General features: G+C 45.2%; 20 protein-coding genes. 8 read left to right on the forward strand and 12 right to left on the reverse strand.

Features of this window, described 5'->3' with window-relative positions; all coding sequences use genetic code 11:
* Positions 1–76: 76 nt before the first annotated feature.
* The 3 genes from prpC to FE810_RS00180 form a co-directional block, all read right to left on the reverse strand.
* Positions 77–1201: a bifunctional 2-methylcitrate synthase/citrate synthase gene (gene prpC, locus FE810_RS00170; RefSeq protein ID WP_138318012.1), complete on the reverse strand. Its 1125-nt coding sequence runs from the start codon at positions 1199–1201 to the stop codon at positions 77–79.
* 105 nt (positions 1202–1306) lie between these two features.
* Positions 1307–2197: a methylisocitrate lyase gene (gene prpB / locus FE810_RS00175; RefSeq protein ID WP_138318013.1), complete on the reverse strand. Its 891-nt coding sequence runs from the start codon at positions 2195–2197 to the stop codon at positions 1307–1309.
* Positions 2197–2904: a GntR family transcriptional regulator gene (locus tag FE810_RS00180; RefSeq protein ID WP_246036815.1), complete on the reverse strand. Its 708-nt coding sequence runs from the start codon at positions 2902–2904 to the stop codon at positions 2197–2199. Before FE810_RS00180 ends, prpB begins: the two co-directional genes overlap by 1 nt.
* Positions 2905–3822: 918 nt before the next feature.
* On the opposite strand from FE810_RS00180, the gene FE810_RS00185 reads away from it, so the two are divergent.
* The 8 genes from FE810_RS00185 to FE810_RS00220 all read left to right on the forward strand — a co-directional run bounded on the left by FE810_RS00185 (position 3823) and on the right by FE810_RS00220 (position 12845).
* Complete coding sequence (locus FE810_RS00185) at positions 3823–6144, forward strand: multiheme c-type cytochrome (RefSeq protein ID WP_138318014.1); 2322 nt, start codon at positions 3823–3825, stop codon at positions 6142–6144.
* A gap of 203 nt (positions 6145–6347) precedes the next feature.
* On the forward strand, positions 6348–7316 hold the full coding sequence (locus FE810_RS00190; protein WP_138318015.1) for an AAA family ATPase: 969 nt from the start codon (positions 6348–6350) through the stop codon (positions 7314–7316).
* 8 nt (positions 7317–7324) lie between these two features.
* Positions 7325–8245: a DUF58 domain-containing protein gene (locus FE810_RS00195; protein ID WP_138318016.1), complete on the forward strand. Its 921-nt coding sequence runs from the start codon at positions 7325–7327 to the stop codon at positions 8243–8245.
* Positions 8242–8751 carry a DUF4381 domain-containing protein gene (locus FE810_RS00200; protein WP_138318017.1) on the forward strand — a complete coding sequence of 170 codons (510 nt, stop codon included), beginning with the start codon at positions 8242–8244 and terminating at the stop codon, positions 8749–8751. The genes FE810_RS00195 and FE810_RS00200 overlap by 4 nt, the downstream gene beginning before the upstream one ends.
* A complete protein-coding gene (locus tag FE810_RS00205; protein WP_138318018.1) occupies positions 8744–9751 on the forward strand; it encodes a vWA domain-containing protein in 1008 nt (335 codons plus the stop codon). Before FE810_RS00200 ends, FE810_RS00205 begins: the two co-directional genes overlap by 8 nt.
* Positions 9744–10706, forward strand: a complete 963-nt coding sequence (locus FE810_RS00210; protein ID WP_138318019.1) for a VWA domain-containing protein — start codon at positions 9744–9746, stop codon at positions 10704–10706. Before FE810_RS00205 ends, FE810_RS00210 begins: the two co-directional genes overlap by 8 nt.
* Entirely contained in the window at positions 10700–11482 is a 783-nt protein-coding gene (locus FE810_RS00215) for a tetratricopeptide repeat protein (protein ID WP_138318020.1), read from the forward strand. The genes FE810_RS00210 and FE810_RS00215 overlap by 7 nt, the downstream gene beginning before the upstream one ends.
* Entirely contained in the window at positions 11469–12845 is a 1377-nt protein-coding gene (locus FE810_RS00220; RefSeq protein WP_171022163.1) for a BatD family protein, read from the forward strand. The genes FE810_RS00215 and FE810_RS00220 overlap by 14 nt, the downstream gene beginning before the upstream one ends.
* Before the next feature lie 42 nt (positions 12846–12887).
* On the opposite strand, the gene FE810_RS00225 is transcribed toward FE810_RS00220, so the two are convergent.
* The 9 genes from FE810_RS00225 to fabG all read right to left on the reverse strand — a co-directional run bounded on the left by FE810_RS00225 (position 12888) and on the right by fabG (position 20158).
* The gene (locus FE810_RS00225) at positions 12888–13658 is read right to left on the reverse strand and encodes a TatD family hydrolase (protein ID WP_138318022.1); all 771 of its coding nucleotides are present in this window, start codon (positions 13656–13658) and stop codon (positions 12888–12890) included.
* Positions 13659–13712: 54 nt separating this feature from the next.
* A complete protein-coding gene (locus tag FE810_RS00230) occupies positions 13713–14039 on the reverse strand; it encodes a PilZ domain-containing protein (protein WP_138318023.1) in 327 nt (108 codons plus the stop codon).
* A gap of 12 nt (positions 14040–14051) precedes the next feature.
* Positions 14052–15017: a DNA polymerase III subunit delta' gene (gene holB, locus FE810_RS00235; protein ID WP_138318024.1), complete on the reverse strand. Its 966-nt coding sequence runs from the start codon at positions 15015–15017 to the stop codon at positions 14052–14054.
* Positions 15018–15022: 5 nt separating this feature from the next.
* Positions 15023–15658 (reverse strand): dTMP kinase, encoded by a 636-nt coding sequence (gene tmk, locus FE810_RS00240; protein WP_138318025.1) that lies wholly within the window; start codon positions 15656–15658, stop codon positions 15023–15025.
* A complete protein-coding gene (gene mltG, locus FE810_RS00245; RefSeq protein ID WP_138318026.1) occupies positions 15655–16647 on the reverse strand; it encodes an endolytic transglycosylase MltG in 993 nt (330 codons plus the stop codon). Before mltG ends, tmk begins: the two co-directional genes overlap by 4 nt.
* Entirely contained in the window at positions 16647–17435 is a 789-nt protein-coding gene (pabC, locus tag FE810_RS00250; RefSeq protein WP_138318027.1) for an aminodeoxychorismate lyase, read from the reverse strand. The genes mltG and pabC overlap by 1 nt, the downstream gene beginning before the upstream one ends.
* A 98-nt stretch (positions 17436–17533) precedes the next feature.
* Entirely contained in the window at positions 17534–18769 is a 1236-nt protein-coding gene (fabF, locus tag FE810_RS00255; protein WP_138318065.1) for a beta-ketoacyl-ACP synthase II, read from the reverse strand.
* A gap of 76 nt (positions 18770–18845) precedes the next feature.
* A complete protein-coding gene (gene acpP / locus FE810_RS00260) occupies positions 18846–19079 on the reverse strand; it encodes an acyl carrier protein (protein ID WP_138318028.1) in 234 nt (77 codons plus the stop codon).
* 332 nt (positions 19080–19411) lie between these two features.
* A complete protein-coding gene (fabG, locus tag FE810_RS00265; protein ID WP_138318029.1) occupies positions 19412–20158 on the reverse strand; it encodes a 3-oxoacyl-ACP reductase FabG in 747 nt (248 codons plus the stop codon).
* Between the last annotated feature and the right edge of the window lie 12 nt (positions 20159–20170).

Below are 20170 nucleotides of genomic sequence, written 5' to 3' on the forward strand. Positions count from 1 at the left end.
GGGAAACAACCGCTTCCCCAGACAGGTGTTGCTTGATACTGCGTTTAATTACGCAAAATCAAGCTTGATCGCAGCGTTATCGTTCATCGATTGGCGTGACTGTACGAGGCTCTGGGCCAATATAATCGGCACTTGGGCGAATAATGCGATTATTGTCCCGTTGTTCCATCACATGAGCTGCCCAACCGGTTAATCTTGAGCAGACAAATATCGGCGTAAACAACTTGGTTGGAATTCCCATAAAGTGATAGGCCGATGCATGGAAAAAATCGGCATTGCAAAACAGCTTTTTGCTATCCCACATATATTCTTCGCAGGCCACGGAAATATCATAAAGGCTACTGTCACCATATTCTTCCGCCAGTTTTTCTGACCACTGCTTGATAATCACATTTCGTGGATCGCTGGTGCGATAAACCGCGTGACCAAAGCCCATGATCTTTTCTTTGCGTTCAAGCATACCCGCCATTTGAATCTTGGCATCTGCTGGCGATTTAAAGGTTTGGATCATATCCATCGCCGCTTCATTGGCGCCGCCATGCAATGGCCCACGTAACGAGCCAATCGCACCGGTGACACAGGAAAACATATCCGATAGCGTTGAGGCACAGACTCGAGCGGTAAAGGTCGAAGCGTTAAATTCATGCTCAGCATAGAGAATTAATGAAACATCGATAACACGACGGTGCAGCTCAGAGGGGGTTTTGCCAGTCAATAATTTAAGGAAGTGACCGCCTATCGTGTCTTCATCCGTTACACAGTCGATTTCCACACCTTGATGTGAATATCGATACCAGTAGGTCATGATCGCAGGAAATGCCGCCAAGAGACGGTTAGCGGCGCGATTTTGCTCACTAAAATCAAGTTCCGGCTCCAGGTTCCCTAAAAAAGAACAACCGGTGCGCATCACATCCATCGGATGCGTGTCTTTTGGGATCCGTTGCAGCACTTCTTTTAATGCCTGCGGCAGATCGCGCATAGGTTGCAGCTCAGATTTGTATGCTTGTAGTTGACTCTTATTCGGCAATTCGCCATTAAACAATAGGAAAGCCACTTCTTCAAACGTAGCATTCTCAGCCAAATCGGAAACATCGTAACCACCGTAGGTTAACCCTGTACCGGATTTACCGACTGTACACAGTTTTGTTTCTCCGGCACTTTGACCGCGTAATCCTGCGCCAGCTAATTTCTTGTCGACCATAATTATCTTCCCGTTTTTGTATCTTGTTGTTATCACTTATCGAAGCCCGCCTGCTAAAAAGCGGGATAATTAATCAAAAATTGGACTCTGTTGCTGACTTTGTTTTTATTTATTTTTGCCTTTAGCAAAGAGTGAATCCAATTTCTGTTCGTAATCGTGGTACCCGAGGTAATCATATAAATCCATGCGCGTTTGCATGGTGTCGATTACCGCTTTTTGGTCACCGTCCGCCAGCAGCGTCTTGTAAACCAATTCCGCAGCCTTGTTCATGGCGCGAAACGCAGACAATGGATAAAGCACCATCGCGCACCCCCATTCGCCAAGTTGCTCTTTGTTCCACAACTCGGTTTTTCCAAACTCGGTAATATTGGCCAAAATTGGCACATTCAGTGCTTCGGAAAACGCTCGGTAGTGTTCTTCTGTTTGTACCGCTTCTGCAAAAATACCATCGGCACCAGCAGCAACATAGGCCTTAGCACGTTCTATTGCCGCTTCCAGACCTTCCTGAGCAAAAGAGTCAGTGCGGGCCATAATAAAAAAGTCACGATCGCTACGTGCATCGACTGCCGCTTTAATGCGATCAACCATCTCAGCGGTTGACACGATTTCTTTATTAGGACGATGGCCACAGCGTTTTTGCGCAACCTGATCTTCCAAATGCACCGCAGCGGCGCCAGCCTTTTCCATATCGCGAATGGTTTTGGCGATATTAAATGCACCGCCCCAACCCGTATCAATATCAACCATCAAAGGTAAATCGCATGCACTGGTGATGCGCTGAACGTCGGCGACCACATCATTGAGCGAGGTCATACCAAGATCCGGTAAACCATAAGATGCATTAGCAACCCCACCACCCGATAAATAAATCGCCTGATGGCCTAATTGTTGTGCCATCATTGCGCAGTAGGCGTTAATCGTCCCTACGATTTGCAGCGGTTGATTGGCGGCTAATGCTTGTCTAAATTTCGCGCCCGGCGAAAGTCGATTTGCCATTATAATTTTCCTTCTAGCTGTAATTTGTTCTCGATGTTTTTTCTTGATGCCGCAATATGGCGTCGCATCAGCATTTCGGCCAACTCACCATCCCGATCAGCGATGGCCGTTAATATGGCCTGATGTTCAATAAACGCGCGACTGGCTCGTGGCGAATTCATCCCAAACTGGCAACGATACATGCGGACTAAATGGTAGAGCTCACCACATAAAATATTAATCAGTTGTTGATTATGCGATCCTTGAATCACTCGATAGTGAAAGTCTAAATCCCCTTCTTCCTGATAATAGGCCACACCTTGTTGCACGGACTGGCTATTACCATGCGTCGTTAACACATCCTGAAGATCGGATATTTCCTGATCCGTCATACTTGCAGCGGCAAGCCGACAGGCCATGCCTTCAAGCGCCTCTCGAACCAGATAAATTTCCAACAATCCTTGAACCGTGCATTCAACGACCCGACTGCCGACATTTGCCTTGCGATGAATCAAATGACATTTTTCAAGTCGATTCAGAGCCTCTCTAAGGGTAGAACGAGAAACCTGATATTGTTTGGCGAGTTCCGGCTCACTAATTTTGCTACCTGCGGCAATATGACCTTCAACGATAGCGTACTGGATTTGTTCAAAAACTTTGTCTGCCGTAGTTACGGCTTGAGTTTTGGTGGGGTTATTTACCAAAGACTGTATGCTTTCCTGAGTCAAAATCACTCCAATTGTCGACAATTTATAAAGCAGAGTTGATTCTCGACTAATATTTAGCGGTTGTCAACTAGATGTCGTCAGGATTGTCGACACTAGGTGTCGACAATCCTACCAGAGCACGAATGAACAATAGTGAGGGGGTAATGAACAACAATCGCTGTGCCAAATGCCGCCAGCAAACGCACGTACTTCACGGTTTCGAAATACAACAGGCGATCATTACCGCGGATTAAATGTCTAGATTGAAAGTGTCATTGTCATGAATGGTAAATACCAGGACGTCGATAAAATGAATTTTCACACAAAAGTTGTGAATAAATTGTGAACATATTGTGATCTAGATCAATAGATGCGACGTTTATTTTTGCAAGGATATACTGCAGGTCTTTGTTTCCTGCATTTTCAGCCGGTAACACCTTGTGGATATTTTTTTAACAAAATATTAGCATTTATTAAAAATTACACTATGCTTATTAATTCATGTAACAAATTACTTGAGAAATGGTCGTGCTAAACATCGTTTCTCTAACAGTTAAGTAAAGATTTATTAGCGCAGGCTCATTCCTGATGAGCCATTCCCCTGAGCCCGAAACGTTTATCGTATCGGGCCTTTTTTTTGCCTGAAAGGATGTAGGTACACTGCATCACATGGACGGTTTGATGCACGTGTGTAATTCGAAGTACTTCGTCGCAATATGCCACTCGATATTCCGACATTCCCTAACCGCCTTTATATTTGCTTGCGAGCCGTTGAGCTAAGTACACAGTTGCATACCCTTTTCACGACACAGGACAAAACACAATCGATTAAAAATTACTCATTAGGTCTTACTTTGACTGTGTTTTTGTTCTAAGCTTTATTGAAAACAACAAGTTAACAGGACATTCGATGCGTGAGACAAACTGCGCATTGGCATTATGGATATCGCGAACCTTACAATCTTGCAAGCCCGTTTAAACAATATCAATCGTCAGCCCCTGATGCGGGTACTTATATTAGCTTGCCTGTTAAACGTCCTATTCTCTGGCATCGTTGCCGCCAAATCAGACCAATACATTGGCTCTGAAGCCTGTCAAAACTGTCATAAACAAGCCTTTACCGATTGGCAAGGCTCGCACCATGCTAAAGCAATGGCCCACGCGGATAGCACATCGGTATTAGGGGACTTTGCCGATGCAAAAATTGAATTTAACGATGAGACTTATCGTTTTTATCAGCAGGACGATAACTATTATGCCCGGATCAAAGATGCCGAAGGTAAATTTCAAAGTTATCAAATACTTTACACATTTGGTGTGTACCCCTTGCAGCAATACATGGTTGATATTGGTCAGGGCAAGATTCAACTTATCCCTTTTGCTTGGGATAGCCGGGAAAAAGATACCGGTGGCAAGCGCTGGTTTCACCTGTACCCGCAGGCTCTAGATCCCAAACATGAGTTTTTCTGGACCAATCAGGGTCAGAACTGGAACTACATGTGCGCCGATTGTCATTCAACCGATATCAAAAAAAATTATCAAGCTGAAACTGACAGTTACAACACGTCTTTTGCGGAAATCAGCGTTGGCTGCGAAGCCTGCCACGGTCCTGGGGCTGAACATGTCCAGTTTGTCAGCAACAAATCTGCATCGGCGAACATCACCCACAAACAATTTAAAGGCTTTGACAGAAGTTTGCACAAGTTAGTAAGCCAATGGAAGCCAAGAGAAAATTCAGCAATTTTACAACCGGTTAGGGCTGACAATGCAGATTCCAGTAAGCAAACATTAGTATGTGCACAATGCCATAGTCGCCGATTACAATTAGGGGATAAGGATCACATTCAGACCAATGAGCTTGGTGATAAATACCTACTCAATCTGGTTGAACCCGGTGCGTACCATCCCGATGGACAGATTTATGATGAAGTCTATGTGTATGGCTCCTACCTGCAATCGAAAATGCATCAACAAGGCGTGGTTTGTACCAATTGCCATCAACCCCATAGCGGTGAATTACTGGTCGAAGGCAATGCGCTGTGCAATCAATGTCATCTGGCGGAAAGTTATGATACGCCAACTCATCACAATCATCCTGATTCTCTCGAAGGCAGTCAGTGTGTTGATTGTCATATGCCGCAAACGACGTATATGCAAATTGATCCCCGACGCGACCACCGATGGCATGTGCCAAACCCGCAACAATCGGCAAACCTGCAAACCCCTGATGTCTGTCTTTCTTGCCATAATGAAAAATCGAGTGAATGGAGTATTTCTCAGGTTGCGACATGGGGCGAAAATCAATCGCAACAGGCTCAGGAATTTGGCCCTGCCTTTTTAGGGGCGGAGATTGGCTATCCACAATCGGCGACCTGGCTATCAAAAATCGCTCAAGATGTGAATTATCCCGCTATCATTCGAGCATCGGCCTTACAACGTAGTGCTACTGTTGCCGATAATAATACTCTGGTTGCGATATCCCGTGGCTTAAAGTCCAAAAATACCTGGGTTCGCACAGGAGCCGTCAGAGGTACTGAAAACCTACCGATTAACGCACGCTGGCGATTACTGTCGCCATTGATTGATGACCCGGTGTTGGTGGTACGGATAGAAGTAGCCCGAGCGTTGCTTTCCAACTGGCAGCAATTGACAAAGGATCAGCAAACCAAAATGCAGGCAGCACTTGATGATTATGTTCAGGTACAGTCCTATAATGCCGACCGCGGTTTTGCATTAACCAACCTTGCCAACCTATACGCTTATCAGGGAAATTTATCGAAAGCGGAACAAACCTACCAACAGGCGATCCAGACCGAACCCAATTATGCGAATAGTTATTTGAACCTGTCTGAAGTCTATCGACAACTGCGTGATGAAACTAAGGTAATCAACATATTAGAACAAGGTAAAAACAAAGTATCGTCGTCATCCGCCCTCTCCTATCAGCTAGGATTGTCGTATATCCGCCAACAACAACCGTTGGCCGCGCAAAATAATTTCGCCCAGGCGGTGACAGACGAACCCGAAAACCCCCAATATCAATTTGTATATGGCCTGAGCCTAAAAGACACTAAGCCGAAACAAGCGCAACAGGCAATGTCCAAAGCCTACACTCTGAGTCAGAACCCTCAATACTTATATGCACTTTGTGAGTTTCAAATTCAGCAACAGGAATATTCGGCAAAACAATGCGTTGAACAACTCCGCCCGTTAGTAACGCCAGAAGTGATTCAACAGTTGGAACAACAGATGAACCGCTAACCCAATTATGGGTGGAGTGTTTTTCTAAAAACTAACAAAATCGGGCAGCCAAAGCGCACAATAAATTGACGATATCGCGATATACTGATTTGTTTCACTAAAAAAATTCAACCTTTGGTTTATACTGAAAAAAACCGGGTTGCAATGGCATGCGATGTTCCCGAATACAAGGTCTTGTATTTAAACATTGTAAAGGTGCCCCTATGAGCCAGGCCCACGAGGCAATTATGTTGCTCAAGCAACAAATGCAAACGGTAGTAATCGGTCAAGAAAATGTCATTGACACCTTGATCACAGCGCTTCTGACTAATGGCAATGTGCTGTTAGAGGGGCTTCCTGGAACCGCAAAAACCCGCTCGATTAAAGCGTTGGCGAAAACCTTACAAGTGAGTCTCGGCAGGGTTCAGTTTACCCCAGATTTATTGCCGTCTGACATCACTGGAACCGAAATTTATCAGGAAGTCGATTCCAAACCTACCCTGACGTTTCAACAAGGCCCGATTTTCAATAACCTTTTGCTTGCCGATGAAATCAACCGCTCTCCAGCCAAAGTTCAGGCGGCGCTGCTTGAGGCGATGGAAGAGCGCCAGGTGACCGTTGCTGGCAAATCGCACATACTTCCTAGACTATTTATGGTTCTGGCGACACAAAACCCGATTGAGCAAGAAGGCACCTACCCTCTTCCTGAGGCGCAGATGGATCGGTTTATCATGAAAATCAATATTGAATACCCGGATGACGAGGCTGAAGCGAGCATTATTTCATTGGTTCGCTCGGAAGAAATATCTGATGACAAGCAGCTTTCCAGAGTCGATCCCGACCATATATTCAATGCCCGCCAGGAAATTAATCGACTTCATGTCAGCGACGAAGTGATCAAATATATTGTCGCTTTGGTAATGGCAACAAGACACCCAGAGCGCTATCGGGAATCACCATTGCAAGATTGGATACACGTGGGTTCGAGCCCTCGTGCCAGTATTGCCTTGGATAAGTGCGCGCGAGCCTACGCCTGGTTAAATCAAAATGACTTTGTCGAACCAGATCATGTGCGAGCGATGGCGTATTCCGTGCTCCGACATCGCTTGATACTAAGCTACGAAGCGTTAGCGGAAGGCATTACTGCCGATCAGGTGATTAATGAATTACTCAAACAAGTGGCGAGCGCCTGAGGGTGATCATGACCAGCAGTAATATCCACGTCACGTTACAACAACTTGAAAAACTGAAATATCAGGCAAGATATTTCTCTTTCACGGAACAACAGCCGGTAAATAGCGTATTGTCCGGAAAAAACTCATCCCGACTGCGCGGCCGTGGTCTGAATTTTGAGGAACTGCGCCACTACCGTCCCGGCGATGATATTCGTACCCTCGACTGGAAAGTCACGCAACGTACCGGAAAGGCCCATGTTAAAGTTTTTACTGAAGAGAAAGAGCGCAATACCTACCTTGCAATAGATCAACGCAGCTCCATGTTTTTCGGCAGTAAAGGAAAAATGAAGTCTGTTATCGCCGCTGAAGTATCGGCGCTTATCGCCTGGCAAATCACCGGTAGTGGTGATCGTGTCGGTGCATTTATATTTAATGATTCGATGGTCAAAGCGATCCCTGCCAAACGCGGTAACCTCCATGTCTCGCAACTTTTACATCAACTAAGCAAAATCAATAATGAATTGAACACCGGCAATACTGATGCGGGTCAGTTTGATTCTTTAAACAATATGTTGAAAAAATTGACGGCTCTCAATCAACATAACGCGTTGATAATTTTAGTGAGCGATGGTTACGGTTGGGATCCCAGAACGACACGCTACGTAAAAACTCTGCGCCAACATAATGAAGTTATCGCCTGTCATGTGTCGGACCCGCTTGAGCAAGACTTGCCCCGCATGCCGCAAATGATTGTCTCAGATGGTAAATGGCAAATTCAATTTTCCTCACAAAACCCGACCACTCAACGACGTTTTCGAGAAAATTTACAACGTCAATTAGACCAATATCGTAACTTTACCAATAAATACCGGATCCCACTGATCCCGATTAATACCCTTGAAGACCCCGTTCAACAGCTCAGACGAGCGTTAGGGAGGGTATATTGACACCATTTGAAATGCCCTGGGGCAACTATCTTCTCAAAGACTTAGCAGAAGCACCACCGCCAGCAGCGATTGATTATTGGCCGCAAACGCCAGGCTGGTACTTGCTTTTTGGAGTTATCGTGATTTGGTTGGGCCGCTGGCTTTATCGACAATATCTTCACTATAAACGCAATGCTTATCGCCGTGAAGCATTACGTTTTATCAAATCACTTCCCCGCGATACCGTAAATAGTCGCTATCAAATTTATCAACAGCTGCCAGCGTTGCTGCGCTCAACTGCGATTCATGGTTATGGCCGGAGCGAAGTTGCAGGACTCACCAGTAAGCGTTGGGAGGGTTGGTTAGACAATCATTGTAAGCAATCAGACTTTTTGGGCAATTGCCCAAATTACCTGCAAGCGCTGGCGTATGGCCCTGCTGACAGTTTAAATCCGCATCAACTGACCAAGCTGCTTCAGGAAATCCAATTATGGATACAATTCCATTCTGGTGAGTGTCATGATTGAGTTTGTTTACCCTTGGAATTTCGCGCTATTGATATTGCCATTGGCAGTCTACTACTTCTGGCCTGCCTACAAAGAACGAAAAAGTTCGGTGAAAGTCCCGTTCTTTTCAAGACTGGTTGAGTTAACGGGGGAAAAACCCGCGAGTGGCTCCGTGATTTTAAATCGCTACGTTTTGCAAAAGTTGTTGTTGCTTAGTGGTTGGATTTTGATCTGTACGGCACTTGCAAAACCACAATATATTGGCAAGCCAATAACGCTTGATAAATCTGCTCGGGATCTAATGATAGCTGTTGATTTGTCTGGCTCAATGATGACAGAAGACTTTCAAACACTTGCAGGTAACAACACGGATCGATTTACCGGAGTCCAACAACTATTGGCCGATTTTGCCGAACAAAGAGAAGCCGATCGTCTCGGCCTGATCCTGTTTGCTGATGCCCCTTATTTACAGGCGCCCTTTACTCAGGACTTGGACACCTGGCTGACTTTGCTCTTTGAATCTGAAGTTGGTATGGCGGGACAATCCACGGCCTTAGGAGATGCCATCGGCTTAGCAATTAGTGTGTTTGAGCACAGCCAAACCAAAGAGCGTGTGCTGATTTTACTGACCGATGGTAACGATACCGGCTCTAAAGTGCCACCGCGCGATGCTGCACAGGTTGCGGCAAGTTACCAGATAAAAATCTATACCATCGCGATTGGCGATCCCAAAACGGTTGGTGAAGAAGCGATCGATTTGAAAGTCCTACAATACATCGCAGATACCACCAAAGGACAGATGTTTGAAGCGGTAAATGCCGAACAGTTGGACGCCATCTATGAACAAATAAATACCCTGGAACCACAAAAATTCTCATCTCGTTCCTATCGACCAAAGACCAGCATCCATTTTGTTCCAATAGTGATTTTACTGGCATTGTATATGGGGGTTCTCACCATCGTCGCGATTCGCAATCTATATCACCGGCGCAAAGTAGAACGGGAGTTTGCGAATGATTGACTGGGTGAGTCTGCAAAATTTTCATTTTATTCGACCAGCATATTTACTGCTCTTTCTGGTGCTGATTTTCCTCTATTTTGCCTTGCGTCAAAGGGATAATTCTTTACATTTTTGGCAGCAAGTCATGTCAATCGAAGTGCTGGAGCACTTAACGATTAAAGGCAGTAACTTTGAATGGTTCTCACCGTCAAAAATTATGCCAGTTGTCGGTACGATGGCGATTATCGTCGCAGCCGGTCCGACGTTTACGCAAGTACCCTCGCCGTTTAATGAAGACAAAGCCGGCCTTGTGATTGCCGTGGATGTCTCTGAAACCATGCAGCAAAGTGATCTTGCACCAAATCGATTGTTACGGGCCAAACAAAAGGTCAATGATCTACTGGATATTCGTGGCGACAGCAATACCGCCCTGATTGCCTATGCCGGTAGTGCCCACATTGTCATGCCACTGACTAACGACGGAAATATGATCCGCCAGTTTATGAAACCATTAAGTCCGAAAATGATGCCCAGGGCGGGAAAAATGCCGGACAATATTCTGCCCTTAACCTCACAAATACTCAACCCGACAAATGTTCCAGGTACTTTGTTGTTAATGACGGATGGCAGTTCCAGTGAAGCTCAGCAAAATTTTCAGGCTTTTTTCGAGGTACAGCAGCATCAATTGATCATCTGGGCAATTGGCGACGACAAGGTCAAAGCCAAACCGGGCTCGAATTTCCTCCCTCTTCAGATCAACTCTTTAGAGCAGCTCGCAAAAGCCAGTAATGGTCGTGTAGTGCGATTTAGTCACAACAAAGAGGATGTCGGTACCGTCAATGATTATATTGAAAACAATCTGGTGATTGTTGAAGATGGCACTCGCCCGTGGCTAGATGCCGGTTACCCATTGGTGTTTGTTATCGCATTTAGCTATTTATTCTGGTTTCGTCGTGGGTGGACATTACAATGGTAATTGATCCTCAAAGCCATTCCGAGCAAGGTCTGGGTTGGTTATTACACCGACTGCAACGCTATTGGCTTTGGTGTAAACAACAAATCGTGAGTAAGCGTAAGACCCTGTTAATCGCCTTTTTGGTGGTATTGGTCATCTATATTAGCGTCAAACCACAACAATTTGTCAGTCTATGGCTCACCCAGGACCAGCAAGGTGCCATTCTATTCAGCATGGGAAAGTATCAAAAAGCTGGTGAGCAGTTTAACGATAGCCGCTGGCAAGCCTACAGCTATTACGGTGCTGAAGAATTTGATAGCGCCGCCAATTTGTTTAGCCAGTTTAATTCACCACAGGACTTGCTTGCCCGGGGAAACGCCTATGCACATGGCCGCAGGTATGTAAAAGCCAAAGGGGTATATCAGGCTTTGCTAGAACAATATCCCAACAATGAAGCCGCGCAAAAAAACCTGCAAATCGTACAAAGCATAATTGATGAGGTGAACCGGATTTCTGAAAGTCAGCAACAGGAAAATAGCGATGCCCCGAAGGAGTTGGGGGACGACCCGCAGACGGCAGAAGGCGCTGAACGAAACGTTTCCGTGGAGCAACTCGAGCAATACAGCGCTGAAGATATTCTTCAGGATCCGGAGCTGGCGAATATGTGGTTGCGACAGGTACAAAAAGATCCAGCAAAATTTCTGGCAATAAAATTCGCGGTGCAATTACAGCAAGGCAATGCCACTGACCGTCCGCCAAAACCTGAAAATCAAGAGCGTCTTGATGATGAAGATTAAGCCAGTTTTATGCATTATTACCTTGTTGACATTCACCGCAATGGCGCAGGATGATGCGCAAGACAATCATCAAAACACGACTCAAACCATCGAATCGTTAGTTGCTTCCAACCAACTACAAATCACCATAAAACGAGTGAACGACGCGCAAACCATTGCCCGACAAGCCATTACATTTGAGGTGGAAGTGGCTACGAATCGCTGGTTTTCCCGTGGAACCCGCATCGAAGAATTTGATTTAGAAAATACCATTATCTTACCTTTTGAAGGCCTCGCATTTAATTCATCACGGATGATTGATGGCGCTACCTGGACCACACAATCCAGAGATATCACCATTTATCCGCTTGATGAAGGCGAATACGTATCATCGCAGATTCGCGTGTTTATATCCGTTAATACGGAACATTCCGGGGCCGTAGAAGGTTACTGGCAATTGGATCCCATTAAATTTTCTGTGTCCCAACCAAAGCAACTTGCGCTGGTCGATCATTATGTCGTAACGGACACGTTTCGCATAAAGAAACGTAGTGACTTTAACAAGAATAATAATTACCAGATTGGTGACAGTGTCACTCTAAACGTTGAATTGCACGCCGAACGGGTGCCAGCAATGATGCTACCCGAATTGACAGACGTGGACATCAAAGGGATCAGTGTTTTCGACGAAGAGCCAGTATTAAACGATCAACAATCACGCGGCGAATTTAACAGTAGTCGTCAGCAAACCCGTACGTATATTTTCGAGCAAGCCGGCGATTATAAAATCCCAGAGCAGAAGTTTTTCTTTTGGGATCCGAGCCAAAAACGACTTAAGACCCGAAAACTCAGGGGCTTCACAATTCATATTGAAAGTGATCCAAATCAGCAGGCCAAACCCCGAAAAAATGAGCAAATAACACCGATACCGACAATTCCCTGGGAACGAGTATTTGGCGTTGCTTTAATCATTTCGTTACTAATTGTTCTGTTTCGCAATCGTCAGGCGATTGGTCGGTTTTATAAGCAGGTGACTCGTTATCAAAGACGACAATACCGAAACGCATATATAAAAGCCTGCAACGATGGTGAATACCAAAAGGCATGCGAATGTTTATTCCGGTTTCTGCAAACAGGCAAGACCCGCCATGAGACGTTACACGACTACTTTCCATCAGAGCCGCAACGTACCGCCTTAAAAGAGCTCGTCGCTCTTGCCTATGATATCAATGAACCTATCCCACAGAAAAAACTGGTCACTCGGGGCAGCTTCGCGCGTCGTAATATGCTCAGTTTGTTAAAACCCGAAGCCTTAGCCACTGGCCATATCAGGGAAAACCTGGCATTGCTAACGATCAACCCCCGGCAATGCCCTGACGATTAGCTAAAGCACCTCAATCTGTGGCGATTGATAATGCGGGGAATATTAAGACTTGTGAAAAAGCCGGTGGTAATTGGCACTGGACAATTCGGCAATTTGCGCGACGGTTTGGCCACGAACCTCGGCCAATAGTTCGGCCACATGGACGACAAACGCGGGTTGGTTTTGTTTACCACGATGAGGGACTGGGGCTAAATAAGGTGCGTCAGTTTCGATTAAGAACCTGTCATCTGGAACCTTTTGGGCCACTTCTCTTAACTCGTCAGCATTTTTAAAGGTGACAATACCAGAGAATGAGATATAAAAGCCCATTTGCAAGGCTTGTTCGGCCATTTCCCAGCTTTCCGTGAAACAATGTAAAACGCCACCAACCTGTTCGGCTCCGCCGTTGCGCATGATATCCAGCGTATCCTGGCGGGCATCACGAGTGTGGATGATCAAAGGTTTATTTAATTGCTTTGCAACCTTGATATGTTTTTGAAAAGAATCCTGCTGTACCTGTTTGGTTTCTGGCGCGTAAAAATAATCCAGCCCGGTCTCACCGATCGCGACTACCCGCGGGTCATTACTTAGCTGAGTCAGGCGCTCAATATCAATTTCATCGCCCTGATTTAATGGGTGAGTGCCACAGGAAATGTCTACCTGTTCGTATGGCTTGGTTGCTTCAGCCATCGCTGGAAATTCATCCAGAGTTACAGACACACAAAGCATCCGGGAAACATTGGCTTTGCTTGCAAGATCGATGACTTCGCGGATACCGCCGGGGAATTCAGACAGTTTCAAGCGATCGAGATGACAATGAGAGTCGATAAACACAAAAAGCTCCGGTTCAGAAAAAACCGAATTTTAGCACGTAACCTGCCGCGCAGGCTACATCGTATAGGTCGGTTCTTTTGAGTTCAACATACGCCCAAGACTGGTCTCAATTTGGTTACGCACATTAAATTCATCGTCTAAAAACGCAACACCGACACCCGACTCGGTACCATTGTGTGCGCCAGCAGGCGTAATCCAACAAACCTGCGTTTTCAACGTGACATGCTCTTCTTGGCCTGGCAGTAATACCTGCAAAGAAATACTATCACCAAGCTCATATGGCTGGGTCGTCTTTATGAATAATCCGCCTTGTTTTAAAAAAGGCATGTAAGATAAATACAGGTCTTTTTCATTGGCAAATTCCAAGGTAATTTGGGTCATTTTTACTTCCTGTTAACGCGGACGCTTTTCTGCATTGTTACTTATCAATTTAAGTAAATCAATAACTAAGGACTCAATCACAAACTTTTTATTGGCCTGTGTAAGTTGTTTCAATTGACGGCTAGCATGGGTGATCAAGGTTATTGCCTGAATTAAAGTATCCGGACGGCTCTGGCTCAGTTTGGCAAGGCCCTCATGCTCTCTGATCCCCTGCCATTGATACGCCTTTCGTGTCGCGGCGGTAAACTGTTGCATTAACCAGCCCAACGCGAATGAATGCTCAGTTAAAAATGCGACCAGCTCTTCGGTTTGTTGCGGTTGCATTAGCCAGGCATTGAATACGGTTTCAAACGTGGTAAACAGTTGCCCCTGCTCTTTGTCCTGCAACTGTGTTAAATGACTCATATTGGCATAGTCATCAATTAACGGCGAGTCTCCCAGGCTTTGTTTCAATGCTGAGCCTACCGGGGGCCGAATATCAAACCGTGTACACCTCGATTGAATTGTCGGCAATAAACGATCACTGTCATAACTGGTTAATAACAAAAAACTGAACGGTGTCGGCTCTTCCAGGGTTTTCAATAAGGCATTCGCCGCCGCTTCAGTCATTAATTCGGCTTGTTGAATAATAACGACTTTACTCTGACCTAATTGCGCCTTTTTAACCAGAAACTGATTTGCCTTACGAATACTTTCCACGCCAATGTGAGCTTTTTCAGCTTCGATATGCACAATGTCCGGGTGGTTGCCAGCGAGAATTAATGTACAGGCTTTGCAATGACCACAGGCCGGCCCCCATAAACCATTTTCAGGGCAAAGAAGTTGGCGAGCCAACCAGTAACCCAAATCCCATGTGCCACTGCCGGGATGACCATTAAATAAAATGCCATGTGGGAGTTTTTGCTGCGCTAACAACTGAGTCAATTGCTCAGTTATTGGTGCCAACCAGTTTTTTTGAGAAAGCGTATTATCGCCCATATAAATTAACGATTTTCCTGTAAATAGCTGCGCAGTCGGTGCTCTATCTGAGCATGGACATCCTGCATCGGTTGGCCTGCATCAATTACCAGGATACTTTCATCCCGATTGGCGAAGCTCAAATATTTATCTCGCACTCGATAGAAAAAATCAATTTTTTCCTGTTCAATACGATCGAGTTCACCACGATTGGCTGCACGTTGCAAACCAATTTTTGGATCAATATCCAGATATAATGTCAGGTCAGGCTTAAAGCCTTTCAACGTGATATTGGCTAAGCTCTCAAGTACGCTATCATCCATCTGGCGCCCGCCGCCTTGATAGGCGCGGGAAGACAAATCGTGACGATCACCAATCACCCATTGCCCAAGTGTAAGGGCAGGTTTAATCACGTTGTGAATTAATTGCGAACGGCTTGCATACATCAGGAACAATTCACATTCCGGGGTCAAGGTTTCCTCTAAATCTGGGGATTTAACCAGACTTCGTAATGACTCGGCTAACGGCGTTCCACCGGGTTCACGGGTTTTAATATAATCGATGTTAAATTGCGCGAATGTCCGTTCAATCACAGCAATAGCGCTGGACTTACCTGCGCCTTCAATTCCTTCGATAACAATAAATTTGCCAGATTGACTCATGGTTTTCCTCTTTGGTACTTATCTACCGCGCGGTTATGATCGGCCAGGTTTGTGGAGAATATATGCTCGCCATTGCCTTTACTGACAAAATATAAATATTCACTGTCGGCAGGATTGACACTGGCATCCAATGCCGTTTTACCTGGCATCGCAATAGGTGTTGGTGGCAGACCGTTGATTTGATAAGTGTTATACGCGGTTTTTTCGCGTATGTTTGCGTAGGTAATATCGCCAGTGTAGCGTTCTTGCAGACCATAGATTATGGTGGGATCCGTTTGTAATCGCATCCGTTTACGCAAGCGATTTACAAATACCGCGCTGATCAGCGGTTGTTCGGCGATAACGGCTGTCTCTTTTTCAATAATGGAAGCCATGATCAGGGCCTGATAGGCATTGTCATAGGGTAAACCCTGTGCGCGTCGCTGCCAGCTATCTTCCAGCTCTTTTTGCATACGTGAATACGCCTGCTTTAAGATAACGACATCACGAGTTCCCTGACTGAATGTGTAGGTATCCGGGAAAAACAACCCTTCTGGATGAATGGCTCCAGGAAACTGGTGTTGTATCTGTTCCCAGGATTTATTCTGCAATGTTTGCTGAATGTTGGGGTGCTGCACGAGAATTTTTAGCCATTCTTTAAACGTACTTCCTTCAACAAACGTAATTTTGAATTGATGCTCTTGACCCGTGACCAGCAATGCCAATAATTGCGCGAATGTGAGGTTAGGTTTGATTTGATAGGTGCCAGCTTTAACCTGAGTCAGCTGAGGGTTGACCTTGCCATACAGTTTATAAGGCCAGGTGGAATCTATCCACTGCTGTTGCATCGCGTGTTTTAACAAGCTGTGATAACTACTGCCTTTTTTCAACGTAAATAGCTGTATTTGCTTAATATTCAGCGGTTGTTCAACGGTCTGTTCGACTTTGAAATAGAGTCCGACTGTCGCCAACACGGCAATTATAAATAGCCCCAAAAACCAACGCAACATTAGAATAATTCCTTTATTTCCCGGCTTAATGTTGTTGAAAGCGGTGTGTCCAAAAACTGCCTTACCGGGGCAATCTGCAGCAAAGCATTGCAAATAAACATTGAGTGAGCTTGCTGCAACTGCTCGATTGTTTGTCGGACAATTTTAACGTTTCCCAAGCCGTTTAACAATCGCTGCCTGACCAATCCGTTCACGCCACTGCTACTCAGATCCGCCGTATACCAGCAGCTATCGATTTGCCAGAATAAATTACAACTGCTGGTTTCAATGATAAAACCATTGAGATCACAAACGACTAAATCATCATAGGCTTGATTGTCCAATTCGTTGCGCACTAACACCTGTTCCAAACGATTCAAATGTTTTATGCCTGCCAGACTTGGGTTTACGCCTAAGCGAGTGTTGGCAACGCCTAAATGAACACCCTGTGCACGCCAATCATCATAGTGCTCTGGGTAGTCGTTAATTGTGACAATAACATTGGCCGGATTCGCATGATTTCTTGCATAGCCTCTGCCGGAGCTGCCAGCGGTAATCACCACCTTCAATGTCGCTCGTTGAAACGGCGCACACACTTGCTTTAGGTGTGACGTTAATTGCTCAAAATCAGGGGGGGTGATGTGCAATCGCTGGCAACTTTTACCCAATCGTTCAATATGTTGCGCCAGCCATTGTACCTGACCGAGCTGTACATATGCGGTCGTAAAAACGCCGTCACCAAATGCAAGCCCTCTGTCGGAAATGGTGATATTGGATTGTGGGAAAAAATTAACCGAGCTGTATAACATATAGGATAAAAAATAAGCCTGTTTACCCGCTAGTAAACAGACTTATCTAATGAAGTGCAAGGGATTAATTTCAATTCGAAATGAAATTATCTAAGCCCTTATATCTTTTTGAACAATAACGTGCCGTTGGTGCCGCCAAAGCCAAAAGAATTACACAAAGCGTATTCCAATTTCGCGTCACGTGCCTGGTGTGGCACATAATCAAGATCACAACCTTCACCGGGGTTATCCAGATTGATTGTCGGTGTGATGGTCTGATTTACCAGAGATTGAATGGTAAATATCGCTTCTGCAGCGCCTGCGGCACCTAGCATATGACCCGTCATCGATTTTGTTGATGACACCGCCAACTTATATGCATGATCGCCAAATACGGATTTAATGCCGTTCGTCTCAGCGATATCACCCGCCGGTGTCGAGGTTCCATGGGCATTGATATAACCTACCTGCTCAGGATTGATTTTTGCATCACGCAGAGCATTACTCATTGCCAACGCACCACCACTGCCATTTTCTGGCGGTGAGGTAATATGGTGTGCATCGCCACTCATACCAAAGCCTGCAAGTTCGGCGTAAATATTTGCACCTCGTGCTTTGGCATGCTCATACTCTTCTAGCATCAGTACGCCTGCGCCATCACTTAACACAAAGCCGTCACGATCTTGATCCCAAGGGCGTGATGCCTGTTGTGGTGCGTCATTGCGGGTCGACAAAGCTCGGGCGGCGGTAAAGCCACCGATACCGAGTACCGTAGACGCTTTTTCTGCACCGCCGGCTAGCATCGCATCAGCATCACCATAGGCGATCATTCGCGCCGCATGACCGATATTGTGGACACCTGTTGTACACGCAGTAACAATCGAAATATTTGGCCCTTTCATCCCATGCAAAATGGATAAATGACCGGAAATCATGTTCAGAATCGTTGCCGGACAGAAAAATGGTGACAGTTTTCTTATCCCGTTCTTTAATACTTTTTCATGATTTTCTTCAATTAAACCTAAACCGCCGATACCAGAACCGACAGCAACACCAACACGTGGTGCATTTTCTTCATTGATTTGTAATCCTGAATCGGCCAACGCCTGATTTCCCGCGGCGATGCCATATTGGATAAACAAATCCATTTTACGGGTTTCTTTTTTGGCGATGCCAAAAGATTCGGCGTCAAAGCCTTTGATCAGGCCTGCAAATTTGGTAGGAAAGCTGCTAATGTCAAAATGTTCAATTGGACCAATACCACTGGTGCCTGACATCAAATGTTGCCAGGTCGATTCAGGGTCATTGGCCAAAGGACTTAATAATCCCAGTCCGGTTACCACAACTCGGCGCATCACGAATCCAATCTCCGTTTGAAATGAATAAAAACAAAAAAGGCGGTATTAACCGCCTATTTCGAATCAATGCTGATTAGCTGTTTGCTGTAACGTAATCGATTGCAGCTTGAACAGTTGTGATCTTTTCCGCTTCTTCATCAGGAATCTCAGTATCGAATTCCTCTTCAAGAGCCATTACTAGCTCAACGGTATCTAAAGAATCTGCACCTAAATCATCGACAAAAGAGGCTTCATTTTTTGCTTCTTCTTCTTTAACACCTAATTGCTCAACAATAATCTTTCTAACGCGTTCTTCGATAGTACTCATTTTTTTTCCTTTACTAAAATTAGCAATTATAAAAATTGCCTGTAGTTTATTCTCCAACCGGTCACCATGCAAGTATTTATCGGTAAATTACAGCTGGTCAAACCTGATGGCTAATCAAATATTTATCGCGAAAATACGGCGAATTTGCAAATGAATTATTTTCAATTAGCAGACGTCAATTTGCGCGTTATTGGTCGAACGCTTATCGAACGACCAACATTCGTTTTCAGAGAGATATTCTCTAAAAATTAACTCAAATAATCAACGAGTTATTTTAATCGTGATGATCTGGGTTATTCCTTGGGCTAATGGCAGATGAGTAACTCATGCCATTACGCCATATACATACCGCCATTAACGTGAATCGTTTCACCATTAATATAAGCCGCCGCATCGGATGCTAAAAACACCACGGTACTGGCAATTTCTTCTGGTTTACCAAGACGATTTGCAGGAACCTGTGAGAAAATTGCTTGTTTTTGCTCATCACTTAACGTCTGTGTCATATCCGTATCGATAAAACCCGGAGCGACAGCATTGACGGTAATTCCGCGCGACGCGACTTCTTTGGCCAATGATTTTGTAAAGCCAAGCAAGCCTGCTTTCGCGGTTGCATAATTGACCTGTCCAGCGTTGCCCATAGAGCCAACCACGGAGCCAATGCTAATAATACGGCCAGCGCGATTTTTCATCATCGGACGCATCACCGCTTTACTTAATTTATACAGGGAAGATAAGTTGGTGGCGATTATATCGTCCCACTCTTCATTTTTCATACGCATCATCAAGTTGTCACGGGTAATACCGGCATTGTTCACTAAGATATCAACCGCGCCAAACTCTTCTTTGATTGCGACAAATAATGCGTCAACCGATTCTTGAGAGGTAACATTTAAGGCAAAGCCTTTACCTTGTTCACCTAGGTACTCACTAATTGCATCCGCACCGTTTTGAGAGGTCGCAGTGCCAATGACTGTCGCACCTGCGTCAGTCAATTGTTGTGCGATTGCTTTACCAATACCACGGCTGGCACCGGTAACTAATGCGACTTTACCATCTAAATTAAAAAGTCCTGACATAATAAATCCTTG

This window comes from Thalassotalea litorea (genome assembly GCF_005843925.1).
Lineage (GTDB): Bacteria > Pseudomonadota > Gammaproteobacteria > Enterobacterales > Alteromonadaceae > Thalassotalea_A > Thalassotalea_A litorea_A.